Source organism: Streptomyces sp. NPDC090022 (assembly GCF_044748145.1).
Lineage (GTDB): Bacteria > Actinomycetota > Actinomycetes > Streptomycetales > Streptomycetaceae > Streptomyces.
The window spans coordinates 493,293-511,716 of record NZ_JBIVFN010000002.1; the positions used below are offsets into that span (position 1 = coordinate 493,293).

An 18,424-nucleotide genomic window follows, 5' to 3' on the forward strand; every position below is an offset into this window, starting at 1 on the left:
CACCCGGGCGGTTGCGGCACGGTCCATGCCAACGCGGCCGCGCACGTCCCGGCCCGGCTGGAGGCGCTCGGCACGGCTGCCGGCCTCGACCGGGCCGCCCTGCACAGCCAGTTGGCGGCCGCACTGGACCTGGTGATCCATCTGGTCCGGGGCCGGGACGGGCGGCGGCGGGTGGCCGAGGTGCACGTCCTGGAGCGGGACGCGGCCGGTCTGGTGGTCACGGTGCCGGCGCTGCGCTGGGGCGCGCGGGGCTTCGCGCGGGAGCGGGGCTGGGAGCGGCTGCGGCCCCTGCTGGGAGGCCTGCGATGAGCACGGGAGCGGTGGGCGGGCAGGCGCCGGTGCTGGCCGGGCTGCTGTGCGCGGGGGCGGTGCTGGCCTGGCTGCCGGTGCGGGGCGAGCGGGTCTCGCGCCGGGCGGGGGCGCTGCTGGCGCGAGGTCACGGGGTGCGGCCGCCGGGGCGTGCGGTGCGGTGGGAGCGTCTGGCGGCCCGGGCGGCGGTGGTGCGGTGGGGCGAGGTGGCCTGTGTCGCGGCCGGGCTCCTTCTCGCCCTGCTGGGCGGGTCCGTGCTGCCCCTGGTGGCGGGGGCGCTGGCGGTGCCACTGGTGCGGCGCCGGCTGCGGGCACGGGAGCGGGCCCGAGCCCGCGGTGCGCGGGCGGAGCGGGTGGTGGCCCTGTGCGGGGCGGCGGTCGGCGAGTTACGGGCGGGGGCGCAGCCGGGGCAGGCGCTCTCGGCGGCGCTGCGGCGGACGGTGACCGGGCCCGGCGGGCCGGGCCCACGGGAGGCGGGCGTGCTGGCCGCGGCGGCGTTCGGCGGGGATGTGGCCGGGGCGCTGCGGCAGGCGGCCCGGGAGCCGGGAGCTCAGGGGCTGGCCGGGATGGCGGCCTGCTGGCGGGTGTCGGTGGACGGGGGCGCCGGGCTGGCCGCCGGACTGGAGCGGCTGGAAGGGGCGTTGCGCGCGGAGCGCGACCGGCAGGAGTCGCTGCGCGCCCAGTTGGCGGGGGCGCGTTCCACGGCGGTGGTGCTGGCGCTGCTGCCGGTGGTGGGGCTGCTGATGGGCACGGCGCTGGGCGCCGACCCGCTGCGGGTGCTGCTGCACACCCCGATGGGGCTGGGCTGCCTGCTGGTGGGCGGGGTCCTGGAAGTGCTGGGGCTGGTGTGGTGCCGGCGGATCGTGCGGGCGGGGGAGCGGTGATGGAGGGCGGGTTCTTCGTCCACAGGCTGGGGACGGTGCTGGTGCTCGCGGCGGTGGTGCTGGGCGTGGGCGCGGTGGTGGTGGCGGGGATCCGGGAGCGTGCGGCCAGGCGGAGGCTGGCGCTGCTGTTCGCGGCGGAGCTCGGCCGCCGCAGGAGTCCGGTCGGCCCCCGGGTTCGGTCGGCCGCGGCCGCCTGGGGAGCTCCGGTGGGCGCGCTGACCGTCTGCTGGGTGCTGGTCGGCGGGGTGCCGGGGGTGCTGGCCGGGGGCGTGGCCGCGGTCGGTGTGCGCCGCTGGCAGCGCAAGGTCCGGCAGCGGCCGCCGCGGGAGGACCTCGCCGGCGCCGAGCGGCGGCTGCCCTTCGCCGCCGACCTGTTGGCCGCCTGTCTGGCGGCCGGGGCGGGGCCGGTGGAGGCTGCCGAAGTGGTGGGCGAGTCGCTGGGCGGCCCGGTGGGCGAGCGGCTGGCGCTGGCCGGGGCGGAGCTCCGGCTCGGCGGTGAACCGGGGGCCGCCTGGGGGAGGCTGGCGCAGCTGCCGGGCGCCGGACCGCTGGCGGACTGCCTGGAGCGGGCGGCGCGCACGGGCGCTCCCGTCGCGGAGCCGGTCTCCCGGATCGCGTCGGGCCTGCGTGCGGAGCGGACCCGCCGGGCGACCGCGAAGGCCCAGCGGGCGGCGGTCCTCGTGACCGCACCCGTCGGGCTGTGTTTCCTCCCCGCGTTTCTCGCGGTGGGAGTCGCGCCGGTGGTGATCGGAATGGCAGCCGGCCTTCTCGGCTCCACCTGAAATCACATCAACAACACGAGAACACAAGAACATCCGAGCCGTGACAGCGATAACGACAGCGCCGGTGACGGCGATTCATGACATGCGACAGCAAGGAGAGTCACCGTGAAGATCATTTCCTCGGTCCGTACCCGACTGATCGAACTCCGCCGCCCGCGGAGGGCCGATGCCGGGATGTCCACATCGGAATACGCCATGGGCACGATCGCGGCCTGTGCGTTCGCGGCCGTTCTGTACAAGGTGGTGACGAGCGAGGTGGTCTCCACCGCACTGCAGTCGACCATCGGAAAGGCGCTCGATGTGCCGTTCTGAACAAAAAGCCGACCGCGGATACGTGACGGCGGAGGCCGCGATGGTGATTCCCGCGCTGGTGCTTTTCGCGGCACTGCTGGTGTGGGCGCTGATGGCGGCCGCCGCACAGATCCGGTGCGTGGACGCGGCCCGGGCCGGCGCGCGGGCCGCGGCGGCTTCCGAGCCGGCGGAGGTGGCGGTGGCGGCCGCGAGGTCGGCCGCCCCGCCGGGCGCGGTGGTGGAGCTGGCCCGGACCGGAGACCTGTGGCGGGTGCGGGTGTCCGCGCCCGCCCCGGGCCCCAGGGCCCTGCCCGTCCGCCTGGGCGCCCGGGCGGTGGCCCTGGCCGAGGATTCCGTGGGGCCGCCGCCATGAGCGGGGACCGGGGTTCGGCCACGGTGTGGGCGGCGCTGGTCACCACCGTCCTGGGCGCGGTCTTCGGCGGCGTACTGGTCCTGGGCCAGGCGGTGGCCGCCCGGCACCGGGCCGCCGCGGCCGCCGACCTCGCGGCCCTGGCCGCGGCGGTGAGCTGGGCCCACGGCCCGGCGGCGGCCTGCGTGACGGCCGGGCGGGTGGCCCGGGCCCAGGAGGCCCGGCTCGGCGTCTGCACGGTCACGGGCGAGCTGGCCGAGGTCACGGCCGAGGTCCGCGCCGGCCCCTTCACCGCACGGGCCCGGGCCCATGCCGGGCCACAGCCGGAAGAGGTCTCAGGCGGGCGGGGGCGCGGTGGCCAGGAGCCGGGTCAGGAGCCGGACCGCGCCGCGCTTGTGGAGGGGGTCGTTGCCGTTGCCGCACTTGGGGGACTGGATGCACGAGGGGCAGCCGGCGTCGCACTCGCAGGAGGCGATCGCGTCCCGGGTGGCCGTCAGCCAGGCCCGGGCCGTGTGGAAGGCCCGCTCGGCGAAGCCCGCCCCGCCGGGGTGGCCGTCGTAGACGAAGACCGTCGGCAGGAGGGTGTCGGGGTGCAGCGGCACGGAGACGCCGCCGATGTCCCAGCGGTCGCAGGTGGCGAAGAGCGGGAGGAGGCCGATGGAGGCGTGCTCGGCGGCGTGCAGGGCGCCGCCGAGGATCTCCGGGTTGATCCGGGCCTCGTCGAGCTGATCCTCCGTGACCGTCCACCACACGGCCCGCGTGCGCAGCGTGCGCGGCGGCAGGTCCAGCTTGGCCTCGCCGAGCACCTCGCCGGTGATCAGCTTGCGGCGCAGGTAGGAGACGACCTGGTTGGTGACCTCGACGGAGCCGTAGCAGAGCCGGGCGTCGCCCCACGGGATCTCGGTCTCGGTCTCGAGTATGGAGATCGTGGTGGTGTCGCGGGCCGTGGTGGAGAACGGCGGAGACGATTCCTGGACCAGGGCGACCGAGTCCTCCAGGTCCAGGTGCTCGACCAGATAGGTGCGGCCCTGGTGGAGGTGGACCGCGCCGTCGTGGACGGCCGTGTGGGAGGCGGATTCGTCGACCGTCCCCAGCAGCCGTCCGGTGGCGGCCTCGACGATCTGGACGGGCCGGCCACCGCCGCCCCGGATGTCGGTCAGGTCCGAGGCCCGCTCCCGCCGGGTCCAGTGCCAGGCCGTGGCCCGGCGGCGCAACAGCTTCGCCGACTCCAGCTGGGGCAGCAGTCCGGGGGCGGCCGGGCCGAACAGCGCGAGGTCCGCCTCGGTCAGCGGCAGCTCGGCCGCTGCCGCGCACAGGTGGGGGGCGAGGACGTAGGGATTGTCGGGGTCCAGGACGGTGGCTTCCACCGGACGGCGGAACAGGGCCTCGGGATGATGGACCAGGTACGTGTCCAGGGGGTCGTCCCGCGCGATCAGCACGGCCAGCGCGCCCTGTCCGGAGCGTCCGGCCCGGCCGGCCTGCTGCCACAGGCTGGCCCGGGTGCCGGGGTAGCCGGAGATCAGGACGGCGTCCAGGCCCGACACGTCCACCCCCAGCTCCAGGGCGGTGGTGGCGGCCAGGCCCAGCAGCTCGCCGGAGTGCAGGGCCCCCTCCAGGGCCCGGCGCTCCTCGGGAAGATAGCCGCCCCGGTAGGCCGCGACCCGCCCGGGCAGCGAGCGGTCCACCTCGGCGAGCCGCTCCTGGGCGATCAGGGCGATCAGCTCGGCGCCGCGCCGGGAGCGGACGAAGGCGACCGTACGGACGCCCTGGACGACCAGGTCGGTCAGCAGGTCGGCGGTCTCCGCGGTGGCCGTACGGCGGACGGGGGCGCCCTTCTCGCCGTGCAGGTCGGTCAGCGGGGGCTCCCACAGGGCGAAGACCACCTCGCCGCGCGGGGAGGCGTCGTCGACGACCTCGGCGACCGGCACCCCGGTCAGGCGGGCGGCGGCGGCCGCCGGGTCGCTGGCGGTGGCCGAGGCGAGGAGGAAGACGGGTTCGGAGCCGTAGCGGGCGCACAGCCGCCGCAGCCGGCGCAGGACCTGGGCCACGTGGGAGCCGAACACGCCGCGATAGGTGTGGCACTCATCGATCACGACATAGCGCAGGGCGCGCAGGAAGGAGGACCAGCGCGGGTGGGCCGGGAGTATCCCGCGGTGCAGCATGTCGGGGTTGGTGAGCACGTAGTTCGCGTACTGACGCACCCATTCGCGTTCTTCCACCGGCGTGTCGCCGTCGTACACGGCGGGCCGGATCGCGTTGCCCAGCGGCGCGGCGAGTTCCCGTACGCGGCGGCGCTGGTCGGCGGCGAGCGCCTTGGTGGGCGCCAGGTACAGGGCGGTGGCGCCGCGCCCGTTCGGGGCCTCGGCGCCGTCCGCGAGAGCGGTCAGGACGGGCGCGAGATAGGCCAGGGACTTGCCCGAGGCGGTGCCGGTGGCGACGACCACCGATTCGCCGTCCAGGGCGTGCTCGGCGGCCCTGACCTGGTGTTCCCACGGGTGCTCGATGCCGTTGGACCGAATGGCGGCTACGACATCCGTTCGGATGCAGTCGGGCCAGACGGCATGACGGCCCTCCCGAGGGGGCAAGTGCTCCGTATGGGTGATGCGCGCAGCCCGGGAAGGCCCCCGTGACAGCCGGTCCAGGACCGTGCCGGGAGTGGGTCGTGCGTCCGCGGGTGCCGTGGGCCGACCGGGACGAGGAGTATTGGCCATTGGAACCGAGTGTGGCACTGGCGTCGGGGACAATGGTCCCAAGGCGTCGTGCGCGCCTGCCGGTAAGTGATTGAATGCCATCGCGGCAGCCAATCCCTCCCCTACCTTCGGGTGGGGAGGCCCCTGGGGGGCGCCGCTCGATAGCAAGGTGCTGGAGGATCCGTGGACCTGTCCCTGTCGACTCGCACTGTCGGCGACCGCACGGTCGTGGAGGTCGGTGGCGAGATTGATGTGTATACCGCGCCCAAGCTGCGCGAGCAGTTGGTCGAGTTGGTGAACGACGGCAGCTACCACCTGGTTGTCGACATGGAGCGGGTGGACTTCCTCGACTCCACCGGTCTCGGTGTGCTCGTGGGAGGCCTCAAGCGCGTCCGTGCGCACGAGGGCTCGCTGCGTCTGGTGTGCAACCAGGAGCGCATCCTCAAGATTTTCCGGATCACCGGTCTCACCAAGGTGTTCCCGATCCACACGACGGTGGACGACGCCGTCGCGGCCACCGACTGACGGCTTCCGGTAGTAGGAGCGGGGGTACCGGGCCGGAGCGGTCCGGGCCCCTGCAAGGCACGCCTTGAGTCCGAGGGGGACGCGCATGGCCACCGTTGAACTCCGCTTCAGCGCTCAGCCCGAACACGTCCGGACGGCCCGCCTCGTCGCGGCCGCCGTGGCGCGCCGGGCCGGTGTGGAGGAGGCAGTGCTCGACGAGGTCAGGCTCGCCGTCGGCGAGGCCTGTTCGCGTGCCGTCGGGCTGCACCGCAGCCACGGGCTGACCGCCCCGGTCCGGGTCGTGCTGAACGAGGAGGAGAAGACCTTCTCCATCGAGGTCGGCGACGAGGTCCCCGGACCGCCCGGCGGCGACGAGACCGTTCCCGGCATGGCCGCCGTGCTCGATCCGGACGCCGACGGCGAGGACGAGATGGGGCTGGCCGTGATCAGCGGGCTGGTCGACGACGTCGAGGTCACCAGCGGAGAATCGGGCGGTGTCATCCGCATGAGCTGGCCGACCGCGGGCGGTGCGGACCTTCCGTGACCCGCCGACGAGATCGTTAATCCCATCGTCGGATATTTCTTTGAAAGGCCCTGCCAGCCCTGCTGAGCAGGGCCTTTTTCATGCCCCGGTGCGGACTTCCCGATCAATGATCGGGCGTCAATGCCTTTGTCCCATTACCTCTTTCGAGCGTAATGGAGTGACGCGATCTTTTGCTGAGGAGCAACAGCAGGCCAATTCCGTTTCCCGCGTACTGTTTTGATCAGGTGAGGCTCCCTACAATCCGTCCACATCTTTGAGCTCACACGTCAAGGAGGACGAATGACGGGGCTCTTCACCCCTCAAGCGGCGGCAGTACTCACCGATGACAATCGTCTGATCGTGATCGTCATCGCGATTGTCGCCATTGCCGCACTCGTCGTCGCGCAGATCCTGGTCCGCCAGGTCCTCGCCGCCGACGAGGGAACCGACAATATGAAGAAGATCGCCGCAGCCGTGCAGGAAGGCGCCAACGCCTACCTGGGCCGCCAGCTGCGCACCCTCGGCGTCTTCGCCGTCGTGGTCTTCTTCCTGCTCTTCCTGCTCCCCGCCGACGACTGGTCCCAGCGGGCGGGCCGCTCCGCCTTCTTCCTGGTCGGCGCCATCTTCTCGGCGATCACCGGCTACATCGGCATGCGGCTGGCGGTCCGCGCCAACGTCCGCGTCGCCGCGGCCGCCCGCGAGGCCACCCCCGCCAAGGGCGAGCCCGCCAAGGACCTGACCGACGTCGCCCACAAGGCCATGAGGATCGCGTTCCGCACCGGCGGCGTGGTCGGCATGTTCACGGTCGGCCTCGGCCTGCTCGGCGCCTCGTGCGTCGTACTCGTCTACGCCGCCGACGCCCCCAAGGTCCTGGAGGGCTTCGGTCTCGGCGCCGCGCTCATCGCGATGTTCATGCGTGTGGGCGGCGGCATCTTCACCAAGGCCGCCGACGTCGGCGCCGACCTGGTCGGCAAGGTCGAGCAGGGCATTCCGGAGGACGATCCGCGCAATGCCGCGACCATCGCCGACAATGTGGGCGACAACGTCGGCGACTGCGCCGGCATGGCAGCCGACCTCTTCGAGTCCTACGCCGTCACCCTGGTGGCCGCCCTGATCCTCGGCAAGGCCGCCTTCGGCGACCTCGGCCTGGCCTTCCCGCTGATCGTGCCCGCCATCGGCGTCATCACCGCGATGATCGGCATCTTCGCCGTCTCCCCGCGGCGCAGCGACCGCTCCGGCATGACCGCCATCAACCGCGGCTTCTTCATCTCCGCCGTCATCTCCCTGGCCCTGGTCGCCGTCGCGGTCTTCGTCTACCTGCCGCCCACCTACAAGGAGCTGATCGGCGTCGAGAACGCCGCCATCAGCGGCCACTCCGGCGACCCCCGCGTCCTCGCGCTCGTCGCCGTGGCCATCGGCATCGTGCTCGCCGCCCTCATCCAGCAGCTGACCGGCTACTTCACCGAGACCAACCGCCGTCCCGTCCGGGACATCGGCAAGTCCTCGCTGACCGGCCCCGCCACCGTCGTCCTGGCCGGCATCTCCGTGGGTCTGGAGTCCGCCGTCTACACGGCGCTGCTCATCGGCCTCGGCGTGTACGGCGCGTTCCTGCTCGGCGGAACCTCCATCATGCTGGCGCTGTTCGCAGTCGCCCTGGCCGGCACCGGCCTGCTCACCACCGTCGGCGTCATCGTGGCCATGGACACCTTCGGCCCGGTCTCCGACAACGCCCAGGGCATCGCCGAGATGTCCGGCGACGTCGAGGGCTCCGGCGCGCAGGTCCTCACCGACCTCGACGCCGTCGGCAACACCACCAAGGCCATCACCAAGGGCATCGCCATCGCCACCGCCGTCCTCGCGGCCGCGGCGCTCTTCGGCTCCTACAGCGACGCGATCGCCGGCGCCATCAAGGACGTCGGTGCCAAGGCCGGTGACATGGCCCTCAGCCTCGACATCGGCCAGCCCAACAACCTGGTGGGCCTGATCCTCGGCGCGGCCGTCGTGTTCCTCTTCTCCGGCCTCGCCATCAACGCCGTCTCCCGCTCCGCGGGCGCGGTGGTCTACGAGGTGCGCCGCCAGTTCCGCGAGCACCCCGGGATCATGGACTACAGCGAGAAGCCCGAGTACGGCCGCGTCGTCGACATCTGCACCAAGGACGCGCTGCGCGAACTCGCCACACCCGGCCTGCTCGCGGTGCTCACCCCCATCGCCGTCGGATTCACCCTCGGCGTCGGCGCGCTCGGCTCGTTCCTCGCGGGCGCGATCGGCACCGGCACCCTGATGGCGGTCTTCCTCGCCAACTCCGGTGGCGCGTGGGACAACGCCAAGAAGCTCGTCGAGGACGGCCACCACGGCGGCAAGGGCAGCGAGGCGCACGCCGCGACCGTCATCGGCGACACCGTCGGCGACCCGTTCAAGGACACCGCGGGCCCGGCCATCAACCCGCTGCTGAAGGTCATGAACCTGGTGGCCCTGCTGATCGCCCCCGCGGTCGTGCAGTTCAGCTACGGCGACGACGCGAGCCCCGTCGTCCGCGCGGTCGTCGCGGTCCTCGCGATCGCCGTCATCGTGGCCGCGGTGTACATCTCCAAGCGGCGTGGCATCGCGGTCGGCGACGACAGCGGCGGCACGGCCGAACGGGTGGCCCAGCCGTCCGACCCGGCCACCGTGGCGTCGTAGCGACGGTACCCGCGTACGCCTGAACGGCGGACGGACGACGTGGACTGACGCGTCGTCCGTCCGCCGTTCTGCGCTCTCCGGTGGATGGCGTGTATCTTCCGGCCAGAGCCTTGGAAGGGACCAATCCGGTGAACAAGAAGCTTGCGGCCGCGGCCTCCTGCGGCGCGGTGCTGATGCTCGTGCTGTCCGGCTGCGGTGACGACGGCGAACAGAAGACCAACGACTGGGCCAAGAAGGTCTGCGACAGCTGGGAACCCGAGCTCAAGAAGCTCGAGGCGGCCAACGCCGAGATCAAGCGGGTCTCCACGGAGAACTCCAAGTCGGCCGACGTCCAGAAGACCGACGCGGCCGCGTTCCAGCAGATCTCCGACGCCTACAAGGCGCTGGCCGAGGCCCTGAACAAGGCCGGTGCCCCGCCCGTCAAGGACGGCGCGGCCGCCCAGCGCGCCGCCGCCGAGGGCTTCACCGCGGCGTCCAAGAGCTACGCCGACCTCAAGACGCAGATGGAAGGCCTCGACCCCGCGGACCAGGCCAAGTTCGCCGAGGACCTCAAGGGCATCGCGGGTGGCCTCAAGACAGCGGTCAAGGGCGACGAGGAGGCCCGCGAGCGCCTCAAGGTCGCCGGCGTGTCCAAGGCGATGAACGCCCAGAAGGGCTGCCAGGTCAGCACGGCCCCGGCGTCCACCAAGAGCTGACGCGGCCGGAGCGGAGGCCCGGGTTCTCCACAGGACCCGGCCCCGCGGCCGAAGCGGAGGCCGGGGTTCTCCACAGGGCCCCGGCCGTGTCGCACCGATCGGCGGTGCCTGCGGACACAATGGACGCGTGAGTACCACCACCCGCCTTCCCTCGCCCGACCACGCCGCCGAACTGCGCGCGGCCCTGCTGGCCACCGGCTTCACCGCCGACGGCCTGCTCGACCTGCTCGGCGCCCCCGCGTACGCCGCGCTCGCCCGCAGCGAGACCGTCCCCGCCCTGCGCGCCACCCGTGGCGACGGCCCGCTGGCCGCTCTCGTACGGCTGTTCCTGCTCCAGCGTCCCGTCCCGTACGGGCGTGCGGCGGCCGCCCTGCCCGTCGAGGCGGCCCTGGCCGACGGCTGGCTGCGCCGGGAGGAGGCCGCCGACGGCGAGGACACGGTGCACGCCACCGTCGACGTCCGGCCGTACGGCGGCCCGGAGGGCGAGGACTGGTTCATCGTCTCGGACCTCGGCTGCGCGGTCGGCGGTGCCGGCGGCATCGGCAGCCACGAGGAGGGGGTGGTCCTCGGAGTCGGCGGCGCGTCCACCACCCTCGCCGGGATCACCGTCCGCACCCCGGTCGGCTCGGCCCTCGACCTGGGCACCGGATCCGGCATCCAGGCGCTGCACGCCGCCCAGCACGCCACCCGGGTGACCGCCACCGACGTCAACCCGAGGGCGCTGGAATTCACCCGTCTGACGCTGGCTCTCTCCGGTGCCCCGGCGGCCGAGCTGCTGGAGGGCTCCCTCTACGAGCCGGTGGGTGGCCGGACGTACGACCTGGTCGTTTCCAATCCGCCCTTCGTGATCTCCCCCGGCGCGCGGCTGACCTACCGCGACGGCGGGATGGCGGGCGACGACCTGTGCCGCACCCTCGTGCAGCAGGCCGGCGCGCACCTCAACCCCGGCGGGTACGCGCAGTTCCTGGCCAACTGGGAGCACGTGGCGGGCGAGGACTGGCGCGACCGGCTGCGTTCGTGGGTGCCGCGCGGCTGCGACGCGTGGATCGTGCAGCGCGAGGAGCAGGACATCACGCAGTACGCGGAGCTGTGGCTGCGCGACGCGGGGGACCATCGCGGCGGTCCCGAGGAGTACGCGGAGCGCTACGAGGCCTGGCTGGAGGAGTTCGAGGCCCGCGGGACCAAGGCGGTCGGCTTCGGCTGGATCACCCTGCGCCGTACGGACGCGGAGGTTCCGTCGATCGTGGTCGAGGAGTGGCCGCACCCGGTGGAGCAGCCGCTCGGCGAGACCGTCCGGGCCCACTTCGCCCGGCAGGACTTCCTGCGCGACCACGACGACGCCTCCCTGCTGGAGGGCTATTTCCGGCTGGCCGACGAGGTCGTCCAGGAGCAGGTCGGCGCGCCCGGCGCGGAGGACCCCGAGCACGTGGTGCTGCGCCAGCACCGCGGGATGCGCCGCGCCACCAAGGTGGACACGGTCGGGGCGGGCTTCGCAGGTGTGTGCGACGGCTCACTCAGCGCGGGCCGGATCCTCGACGCGATCGCCCAGCTGGTGCAGGAGGATCCGGTCGTTCTGCGCGACCGCACGCCGGAGGCGATCCGGCTGCTGGTGGAGCAGGGCTTCCTGGAGCCCGAGGGCGCGGCGCGGCGCTGACGTCACCGGGCGTCCGGGCGTGCGGGCGTGCGGACGTCGCCGGAGGTGGCCGGACTTCACCGTGGGTTCGTCTGCCGTACTCCCCGGGCTGGCAGGGTCGCGCCCGGGGCCGCCAGCGCCGCGCGAGGTGTGGCCGTGGGCGGACCCCGGCAGGACCCGGGGCGGAACCCGGCAGGACCCGGGGCGGAACCCGGCAGGACCCGGGGCGAGCCCGCACGAGGTAAGGGGAACGGCATGGAGACGGTACCGGCGATCTTCGCCGCGGTGGTGTTCCTGCTGTTCGGTGCCGCCGTGCTGACCTGGACCGGCACGCGTGTCCTGCACCGCGCGCCGGTCGCCGAGGGCGTGCGCCCCGCCCTGGCCGTACCACTCGCCCTGCTGGCCGGCGGGGTCTCGCTCGCGGCCGGCGTCTGGTGCCTCGGGCGGCTCTGACCGAAAGTCGCCGACCGCCCCGCCCGGCCCGCCGAGCCTGTCGTTCCGGTCCGGTCCCGGCGTGTCGCATCCCGCGGAAGACGTTGCTCCGGCCGGGCCGGAGGGCGGGGCCAGACGGCCCCCGGGCCACTCGCCATGGTGATCGACAAGGGTCGGGCGCGGTATCCGGGCGGCAGGAAGGGCACTAGTCGGGTTACCGTTCGAGTGGCCGTTGCGGGCTTGTGCCGTTTGACACGGGGGCGGGTTGTACCGTCACACTCCGCAGCGTCGCCGTACTGCGACCGAGTGCCGACCGGAGAGAAGAGCCAAGTTGTCCCCGACTAGCGAGACCGCAAAGGGCGGCCGCCGACTCGTCATCGTCGAGTCCCCTGCCAAGGCGAAGACGATCAAGGGCTATCTCGGCCCGGGATACGTCGTCGAGGCGAGCGTCGGGCACATTCGCGACCTCCCGAACGGCGCCGCCGAGGTGCCCGAGAAGTACACGGGTGAGGTCCGCCGCCTCGGCGTGGACGTCGAGCACGACTTCCAGCCGATCTATGTCGTCAACGCCGACAAGAAGGCCCAGGTCAGGAAGCTCAAGGAGCTGCTGGCCGAGTCCGACGAACTCTTCCTCGCCACCGATGAGGACCGCGAGGGCGAAGCCATCGCGTGGCACCTCCAGGAAGTCCTGAAGCCCAAGGTCCCCGTCCACCGGATGGTCTTCCACGAGATCACCAAGGACGCGATCCGCGACGCCGTCGCCAACCCGCGCGAGCTGAACCAGCGCATGGTCGACGCCCAGGAGACCCGCCGCATCCTCGACCGCCTCTACGGCTACGAGGTCTCGCCGGTCCTGTGGAAGAAGGTCATGCCGCGCCTGTCGGCCGGCCGCGTGCAGTCGGTGGCCACCCGCCTCGTCGTCGAGCGGGAGCGCGAGCGCATCGCCTTCCGTTCCGCCGAGTACTGGGACCTGACGGGTACGTTCTCCACCGGCCGCGCCGGTGACGCGTCCGACCCCTCGACGCTGGTCGCCCGCCTGAACACCGTCGACGGCCGCCGGGTGGCTCAGGGCCGCGACTTCGGCTCGAACGGGCAGCTCAAGAGCGATGTGCTGCACCTGGACGAGGCGAACGCCCGGGCCCTGGCGGCCGCGCTCGCCGACACCTCGTTCGCGGTCCGCTCGGTGGAGTCCAAGCCGTACCGCCGCTCTCCGTACGCGCCGTTCCGTACGACCACGCTCCAGCAGGAGGCCTCGCGCAAGCTCGGCTTCGGCGCGAAGGCGACCATGCAGGTGGCCCAGAAGCTGTACGAGAACGGCTTCATCACCTACATGCGTACGGACTCCACGATCCTGTCCGACACCGCCGTCGCGGCGGCTCGCGCGCAGGTCACCCAGCTGTACGGCGCCGACTACCTGCCGCCGCAGCCGCGCGTCTACGCGGGCAAGGTCAAGAACGCGCAGGAGGCGCACGAGGCGATCCGGCCTTCGGGTGATCGTTTCCGCACGCCCGCCGAGACGGGTCTGACCGGCGACCAGTTCCGTCTCTACGAGCTGATCTGGAAGCGGACCGTCGCCTCCCAGATGAAGGACGCGACCGGCAACTCGGTCACCGTCAAGATCGGTGGCCGTGCCTCGGACGGCCGGGACGCCGAGTTCACGGCCTCCGGCAAGACGATCACCTTCCACGGCTTCATGAAGGCGTACGTCGAAGGCGCCGACGACCCGAACGCCGAGCTCGACGACCGCGAGCGGCGGCTGCCGCAGGTCGTCGAGGGCGACGCGCTGACCGCCGAGGAGATCACGGCGGACGGTCACGCGACCAAGCCGCCGGCCCGCTACACCGAGGCCTCGCTCGTCAAGGAGCTCGAGGAGCGCGAGATCGGCCGCCCGTCGACGTACGCGTCGATCATCGGGACGATCCTGGACCGCGGGTACGTGTTCAAGAAGGGCACGGCGCTCGTGCCGTCCTTCCTGTCGTTCGCCGTGGTCAACCTGCTGGAGAAGCACTTCGGCCGGCTCGTCGACTACGACTTCACGGCCAAGATGGAGGACGACCTCGACCGCATCGCGCGGGGCGAGGCCCAGTCCGTGCCGTGGCTCAAGCGCTTCTACTTCGGCGAGGGCGCCGAAGGTCCGGCGGCGGGCGAGGCCCCGGCGGCGGGCGACGCCGACGCGCTGGGCGGCCTGAAGGAGCTGGTGACCGACCTGGGCGCGATCGACGCCCGGGAGATCTCCTCCTTCCCGGTCGGCGAGGGCATCGTGCTGCGCGTCGGCCGCTACGGGCCGTACATCGAGCGCGGCGAGAAGGACGCGGAGGGCCACCAGCGGGCCGACGTCCCGGACGACCTGGCCCCGGACGAGCTGACGATCGGCTTCGCGGAGGAGCTGTTCGCGAAGCCGAGCGGCGAGTTCGAGCTGGGCAAGGACCCGGTCAGCGGCAACGAGATCGTGGCGAAGGACGGCCGCTACGGGCCGTACGTCACCGAGATCCTGCCCGAGGGCACCCCGAAGACGGGCAAGAACGCGGTGAAGCCGCGGACGGCGTCGCTGTTCAAGTCGATGTCGCTGGACACGGTCACGCTGGACGACGCGCTGCGCCTGATGTCCCTGCCCCGGGTCGTGGGCGCCGACGCGGAGGGCGTGGAGATCACGGCCCAGAACGGTCGCTACGGCCCGTACCTGAAGAAGGGCACGGACTCGCGGTCGCTGGAGACCGAGGACCAGCTCTTCTCGATCACCCTGGACGAGGCGCTGGCGATCTACGCCCAGCCGAAGCAGCGGGGCCGGGCGGCCGCCAAGCCGCCGCTGAAGGAACTGGGCACCGACCCGGTCAGCGAGCGCCCGGTGGTCGTCAAGGACGGCCGCTTCGGGCCGTACGTGACGGACGGCGAGACGAACGCGACGCTGCGGCGCGACGACGACGTCGAGACGATCACGCCGGAGCGGGGCTACGAACTGCTGGCGGAGAAGCGGGCGAAGGGGCCGGCGAAGAAGACGGCGAAGAAGGCGCCGGCGAAGAAGACGACCGCTGCCGCGAAGAAGACGGCGGCGAAGAAGACGACGGCCGCTGCGAAGAAGACGGCCGCGAAGACGGCCGCCGCGAAGACGACGGCCGCGAAGAAGACGACGGCCACGGTGAAGAAGACGGCCGCCAAGAAGACGGCCACGACGAAGGCGACGGCGGCGGGCCCGGCGGACGAGTAGTCCGCGGTCCGCTGCGCGGAGCCCTTCCCCACCGACGCCGGCGAGGCCGGATGCGTGCAGCGCATCCGCCCTCGCCGGCGTTCGGGCGCTGGGGAGGAGGGGCTGGTGAGGTCCGGGGCGTTCGGTGCGGTGGGCGCAGCGGATAGGCTGGGCGGATGACGCGAGCCGAGCAGCCAACGGTCGTGACCACCGCGAACCCCACCTACGACGAAGCCCTCGCCGCGGATTCCCGCGAGCGCGCGGTGCGCGCACTCCTGCGCACCCCACGGCTGCGCCGCCTCTGGAGCGCGCAGCTGCTGAGCGGCATCGGAGACGCCCTCGCCCTGCTGGTGCTGGTCCTGCTCGCCCTGCAGGCCGCCGTCGCCGAGCAGGCGTTCGGCGGCGGCTACCGCGGCGCCGCGCTCGCCGTCGCCGCCGTGTTCGGCGTACGCATCCTCGCCACCCTCCTGACCGGCGCGGTGCTCCTCGGCCCGCTGGCCAAGCTCCTCGCGCCCAAGGAGGCCGGCGGCAAGCTCGACCGCCGCTGGACGATGGTCGGCGCCGACGGGGTCCGGCTGGCCCTGTTCGTCGTCGCGCCCCTGTGGCTCGACTGGATCCCCGCGCACGCGCTCGCGGCGCTGCTCGGCACCGTCTTCCTGTCCGGCGTCGCCGAGCGGCTGTGGACCCTGGCCAAGGACTCCGCCGCCCCGGCGCTGCTGCCGGCCCCGCCGCCGGAGGGTGCGACCGTACGGCCGCTGCCCGACCACCTCGACGCCCTGCGCCGCCTGAACCTGCGGACCGGCTTCGCCGCGCTGCCCGCGGCCGCCGCCGTGCTGCTGGCCGCCACTCTCGTCGGCAAGGCCCTCGGCCTCGGCGTCGACTGGTTCGCCCAGAACCAGGCGGCCCTCGGTTCGTACGTGGCCGCCGGCCTCTTCGCCGCCTCCGTCTCGCTGCTGGTGCCGCTCGTCCTGCCCGGCGACAAGACCCCGCGCCTGCGCTCCCCGCTGGAGGGGCTGCGCGCGCCCAGGACCCCCGAGGGGGGCCCGGACAAGGGCCGTACCGGCGCCGTCCCGCTGCTCGTGCTCGCCTGCGCCGCCGTCGCCGGAGCCATCGCCTCCGCGGTCGGCGTCGCCGTGCTGCACGCGTACGACCTCGGTGGCGGCCCCGCGACCTTCGCGCTGCTGGTCCTCGCCCTCGCCGGCGGTACCGGCCTCGGCATCCGCGCCACCCAGGCCGGCAAGGTGCTGCCCGCCCTGTCGCGGCGCCGCCTGCTGGCCCTCGCCATCGCGGTGACCGGCCTCGCGCTGCTGCTGGCCGGCCTGGTGCCGGACACGGCCACCGTGCTGTTCCTGTCGCTGCTGGCCGGCACCGCGGCCGGGGTCTCGGCGAACACCGGGCACACGCTGCTGGACCAGGAGACCGAGGAGTTCCGCCGGGCCCGGGTCACCGAGCACCTGCACGCGGTCGTACGGGTCGCGGTCGCGCTCGGCGCGCTCGGCGCCCCGGTGGTGGCGGCCGCGATCGGCCCGCACCGGTTCGGCGGCGGCGGGGTCGTCGTCTCCCACGGCGGCGCGGCGTTCACCCTCATGCTGGTCGGCGCGCTGCTGCTGCCGGCCGCCGTCATCGTGCTCACGCGCGGGGACGACCGTGGCGGCGTACCGCTGCGGCGCGACCTGCGCGAGGCGCTGCGCGGCGGCGAGCCGGTGCAGGCGCCGTCCGCGACCGGCTTCTTCATCGCCCTGGAGGGCGGTGACGGCGCCGGCAAGTCCACGCAGGTCCGGGCCCTCGCGGAGTGGATACGGAGCAAGGGCCACGAGGTCGTCGTGACGCGCGAGCCCGGCGCGACGCCGGTGGGCAAGCGGCTGCGCTCGATCCTGCTGGACGTGTCGTCGGCCGGGCTGTCGAACCGCGCCGAGGCCCTGCTGTACGCCGCCGACCGGGCGGAGCACGTGGACACCGTGGTCCGGCCGGCGCTGGAGCGCGGCGCGGTCGTGATCACCGACCGCTACATCGACTCGTCCGTGGCCTACCAGGGCGCCGGCCGTGATCTGTCGCCGACGGAGATCGCCCGGATCTCGCGGTGGGCGACCAGCGGGCTGGTCCCGAACCTGACCGTGCTGCTGGACGTCTCGCCGGAGGCGGCGCGGGAGCGCTTCACCGAGGCGCCGGACCGGCTGGAGTCGGAGCCGGCGGAGTTCCACCAGCGGGTGCGGGCCGGCTTCCTGACGCTCGCGGCCGCCGACCCGGGCCGCTACCTGGTGGTGGACGCCGGGCAGGACCCGGAGTCCGTCACCACGGTCGTACGGCACCGGCTGGACCGGATGCTGCCGCTGTCCGAGGCCGAGGTGGCCGCGGCGGCGGAGGCCCGGCGGCGTGCCGAGGAGGAGGCCCGGCGCAAGGCGGAGGAAGAGGCCGCGCGCAAGGCCGAGGAGGAGCGCCTGCGCGCCGAGGAAGAGGCGCGCAAGGCCCGCGAGGCCGAGGAGGCGCGGGTCCGGGCCGAGGCGGAGGCCGCCCGCAGGGCGGAGGAGGAGCGGCTGCGCGCCGAGGAGGAGGCCCGCGCCCGGGCCGAGGCCGAGCGGCTGCGCAAGGAGGCCGAGGAGAAGGCGCGGGCGGCGGAGGCCGAGCGGCTGCGCCGGCAGGCGGAGGAAGAGGCGCGGCTGCGGGCGGAGGCCGAGGAGCGGCGCCGCGAGAAGCAGCGGCGGGCCGAGGAGGCGCTGGTCAAGGCGGAGGAGGCGCGCCGGCTGGCGGAGGCGGCGGCTGCCGCGGCCGCCGCTGCGGCGGCCGCGCAGGCCGCCCCGGCGGCACCGGTTACGCCGGCTCCCGCTGCTCCCGCTGCTCCCGCGACGGGCGGGGCGAAGGCCGATCTGACCAAGGCTCCGGAGCCGGACCGGGGGCGGACCGCCGCCGCGCACCCGACGCCGAGCTGGGCCGGGCCCAAGGCCGACCTGACCAAGGAGCCGCACCCGAACCCCGACGACGCGCTCACGGTCGAGACGCCCGTGGGCAAGCGGGTCGTCATGCCGGACGACGTCACCCAGCCGATCCCGGTGCCGAAGGCGCCCGCCGCGCCCGCGGAGCCCACGGCGGTGGAGGAGACGGCGGTCCTGCCGCCCGTACCCGCGGCGCCTGCCGCCCCGCCTGCCGCCCCGGCGGCCGGCCCGGCGGACGAGACGGCCGTGCTGCCGCCCGTACGGCCGGGGCAGGACCCCGTCGACCGGGTGCCGCCGGGCATCTTCCGTGACGCCCCCGGCTCCGGCGCCGGGGCGGGGAACGACGCCACGCGCGAGCTGCCCGTCCTGGACGACCAGGGCCGGCCGCGCCGCCGCTCGGACTGGGCGGAGGAGACCCCGCTGGACGACCTGCCGACGCTCGCGGACGAGCTCCTCGGACCGCACCGCGACGAGGACGACGACGAGGGCGGCCGCGGGCGCCGTCGCCGCTGATCCGC

Annotated in this window: 13 protein-coding genes and 2 pseudogenes; 14 read left to right on the plus strand and 1 reads right to left on the minus strand. The window is 73.7% G+C overall.

What is annotated here, in order from left to right:
• The 6 genes and pseudogenes from ACIPXB_RS06895 to ACIPXB_RS06920 all read left to right on the plus strand — a co-directional run.
• Positions 1 to 309 (plus strand): annotated as a pseudogene (locus tag ACIPXB_RS06895) (ATPase, T2SS/T4P/T4SS family); the annotation flags it as partial.
• Positions 306 to 1,193 carry a type II secretion system F family protein gene (locus ACIPXB_RS06900; RefSeq protein ID WP_401445453.1) on the plus strand — a complete coding sequence of 296 codons (888 nt, stop codon included), beginning with the start codon at positions 306 to 308 and terminating at the stop codon, positions 1,191 to 1,193. The pseudogene ACIPXB_RS06895 and the gene ACIPXB_RS06900, both read left to right, overlap by 4 nt.
• Positions 1,193 to 1,975 carry a type II secretion system F family protein gene (locus ACIPXB_RS06905; RefSeq protein ID WP_401445454.1) on the plus strand — a complete coding sequence of 261 codons (783 nt, stop codon included), beginning with the start codon at positions 1,193 to 1,195 and terminating at the stop codon, positions 1,973 to 1,975. The genes ACIPXB_RS06900 and ACIPXB_RS06905 overlap by 1 nt, the downstream gene beginning before the upstream one ends.
• Before the next feature lie 105 nt (positions 1,976 to 2,080).
• Positions 2,081 to 2,287: a DUF4244 domain-containing protein gene (locus ACIPXB_RS06910; protein ID WP_401445457.1), complete on the plus strand. Its 207-nt coding sequence runs from the start codon at positions 2,081 to 2,083 to the stop codon at positions 2,285 to 2,287.
• Complete coding sequence (locus ACIPXB_RS06915) at positions 2,274 to 2,639, plus strand: TadE family type IV pilus minor pilin (RefSeq protein WP_401445460.1); 366 nt, start codon at positions 2,274 to 2,276, stop codon at positions 2,637 to 2,639. Before ACIPXB_RS06910 ends, ACIPXB_RS06915 begins: the two co-directional genes overlap by 14 nt.
• Positions 2,636 to 2,896: pseudogene (locus ACIPXB_RS06920) on the plus strand (Rv3654c family TadE-like protein); the annotation flags it as partial. The gene ACIPXB_RS06915 and the pseudogene ACIPXB_RS06920, both read left to right, overlap by 4 nt.
• A 75-nt stretch (positions 2,897 to 2,971) precedes the next feature.
• On the opposite strand, the gene ACIPXB_RS06925 reads toward ACIPXB_RS06920, so the two are convergent.
• Entirely contained in the window at positions 2,972 to 5,428 is a 2,457-nt protein-coding gene (locus ACIPXB_RS06925) for a DEAD/DEAH box helicase (RefSeq protein WP_401445462.1), read from the minus strand.
• An 81-nt stretch (positions 5,429 to 5,509) separates the two neighbouring features.
• Between ACIPXB_RS06925 and bldG the strand changes: the two genes are divergently transcribed.
• The 8 genes from bldG (at position 5,510) to tmk (ending at position 18,419) form a co-directional block, all read left to right on the plus strand.
• On the plus strand, positions 5,510 to 5,851 hold the full coding sequence (gene bldG / locus ACIPXB_RS06930) for an anti-sigma factor antagonist BldG (RefSeq protein ID WP_125647807.1): 342 nt from the start codon (positions 5,510 to 5,512) through the stop codon (positions 5,849 to 5,851).
• Between the two features lie 85 nt (positions 5,852 to 5,936).
• Positions 5,937 to 6,374 (plus strand): ATP-binding protein, encoded by a 438-nt coding sequence (locus ACIPXB_RS06935; protein ID WP_401445465.1) that lies wholly within the window; start codon positions 5,937 to 5,939, stop codon positions 6,372 to 6,374.
• A 279-nt stretch (positions 6,375 to 6,653) separates the two neighbouring features.
• Entirely contained in the window at positions 6,654 to 9,032 is a 2,379-nt protein-coding gene (locus ACIPXB_RS06940; RefSeq protein WP_401445467.1) for a sodium-translocating pyrophosphatase, read from the plus strand.
• Between the two features lie 128 nt (positions 9,033 to 9,160).
• A complete protein-coding gene (locus tag ACIPXB_RS06945) occupies positions 9,161 to 9,727 on the plus strand; it encodes a small secreted protein (protein WP_401445470.1) in 567 nt (188 codons plus the stop codon).
• A 127-nt stretch (positions 9,728 to 9,854) separates the two neighbouring features.
• The gene (locus tag ACIPXB_RS06950; protein ID WP_401445472.1) at positions 9,855 to 11,381 is read left to right on the plus strand and encodes a methyltransferase; all 1,527 of its coding nucleotides are present in this window, start codon (positions 9,855 to 9,857) and stop codon (positions 11,379 to 11,381) included.
• Positions 11,382 to 11,615: 234 nt separating this feature from the next.
• Positions 11,616 to 11,813, plus strand: a complete 198-nt coding sequence (locus tag ACIPXB_RS06955) for a hypothetical protein (RefSeq protein WP_401445474.1) — start codon at positions 11,616 to 11,618, stop codon at positions 11,811 to 11,813.
• A 310-nt stretch (positions 11,814 to 12,123) separates the two neighbouring features.
• Positions 12,124 to 14,997 (plus strand): type I DNA topoisomerase, encoded by a 2,874-nt coding sequence (gene topA, locus ACIPXB_RS06960; RefSeq protein WP_401445476.1) that lies wholly within the window; start codon positions 12,124 to 12,126, stop codon positions 14,995 to 14,997.
• Positions 14,998 to 15,152: 155 nt separating this feature from the next.
• A complete protein-coding gene (tmk, locus tag ACIPXB_RS06965) occupies positions 15,153 to 18,419 on the plus strand; it encodes a dTMP kinase (RefSeq protein ID WP_401445478.1) in 3,267 nt (1,088 codons plus the stop codon).
• Positions 18,420 to 18,424: the final 5 nt, after the last annotated feature.

Coding starts and splice junctions, on each gene's coding strand:
- tmk (WP_401445478.1), top strand. CDS start 15,153: ATGACGCGAGCCGAGCAGCCAACGGTCGTGACCACCGCGAACCCCACC.
- ACIPXB_RS06925 (WP_401445462.1), bottom strand. CDS start 5,428: ATGGCATTCAATCACTTACCGGCAGGCGCGCACGACGCCTTGGGACCA.
- ACIPXB_RS06915 (WP_401445460.1), top strand. CDS start 2,274: ATGTGCCGTTCTGAACAAAAAGCCGACCGCGGATACGTGACGGCGGAG.
- ACIPXB_RS06900 (WP_401445453.1), top strand. CDS start 306: ATGAGCACGGGAGCGGTGGGCGGGCAGGCGCCGGTGCTGGCCGGGCTG.
- ACIPXB_RS06940 (WP_401445467.1), top strand. CDS start 6,654: ATGACGGGGCTCTTCACCCCTCAAGCGGCGGCAGTACTCACCGATGAC.
- ACIPXB_RS06905 (WP_401445454.1), top strand. CDS start 1,193: ATGGAGGGCGGGTTCTTCGTCCACAGGCTGGGGACGGTGCTGGTGCTC.
- ACIPXB_RS06935 (WP_401445465.1), top strand. CDS start 5,937: ATGGCCACCGTTGAACTCCGCTTCAGCGCTCAGCCCGAACACGTCCGG.
- ACIPXB_RS06955 (WP_401445474.1), top strand. CDS start 11,616: ATGGAGACGGTACCGGCGATCTTCGCCGCGGTGGTGTTCCTGCTGTTC.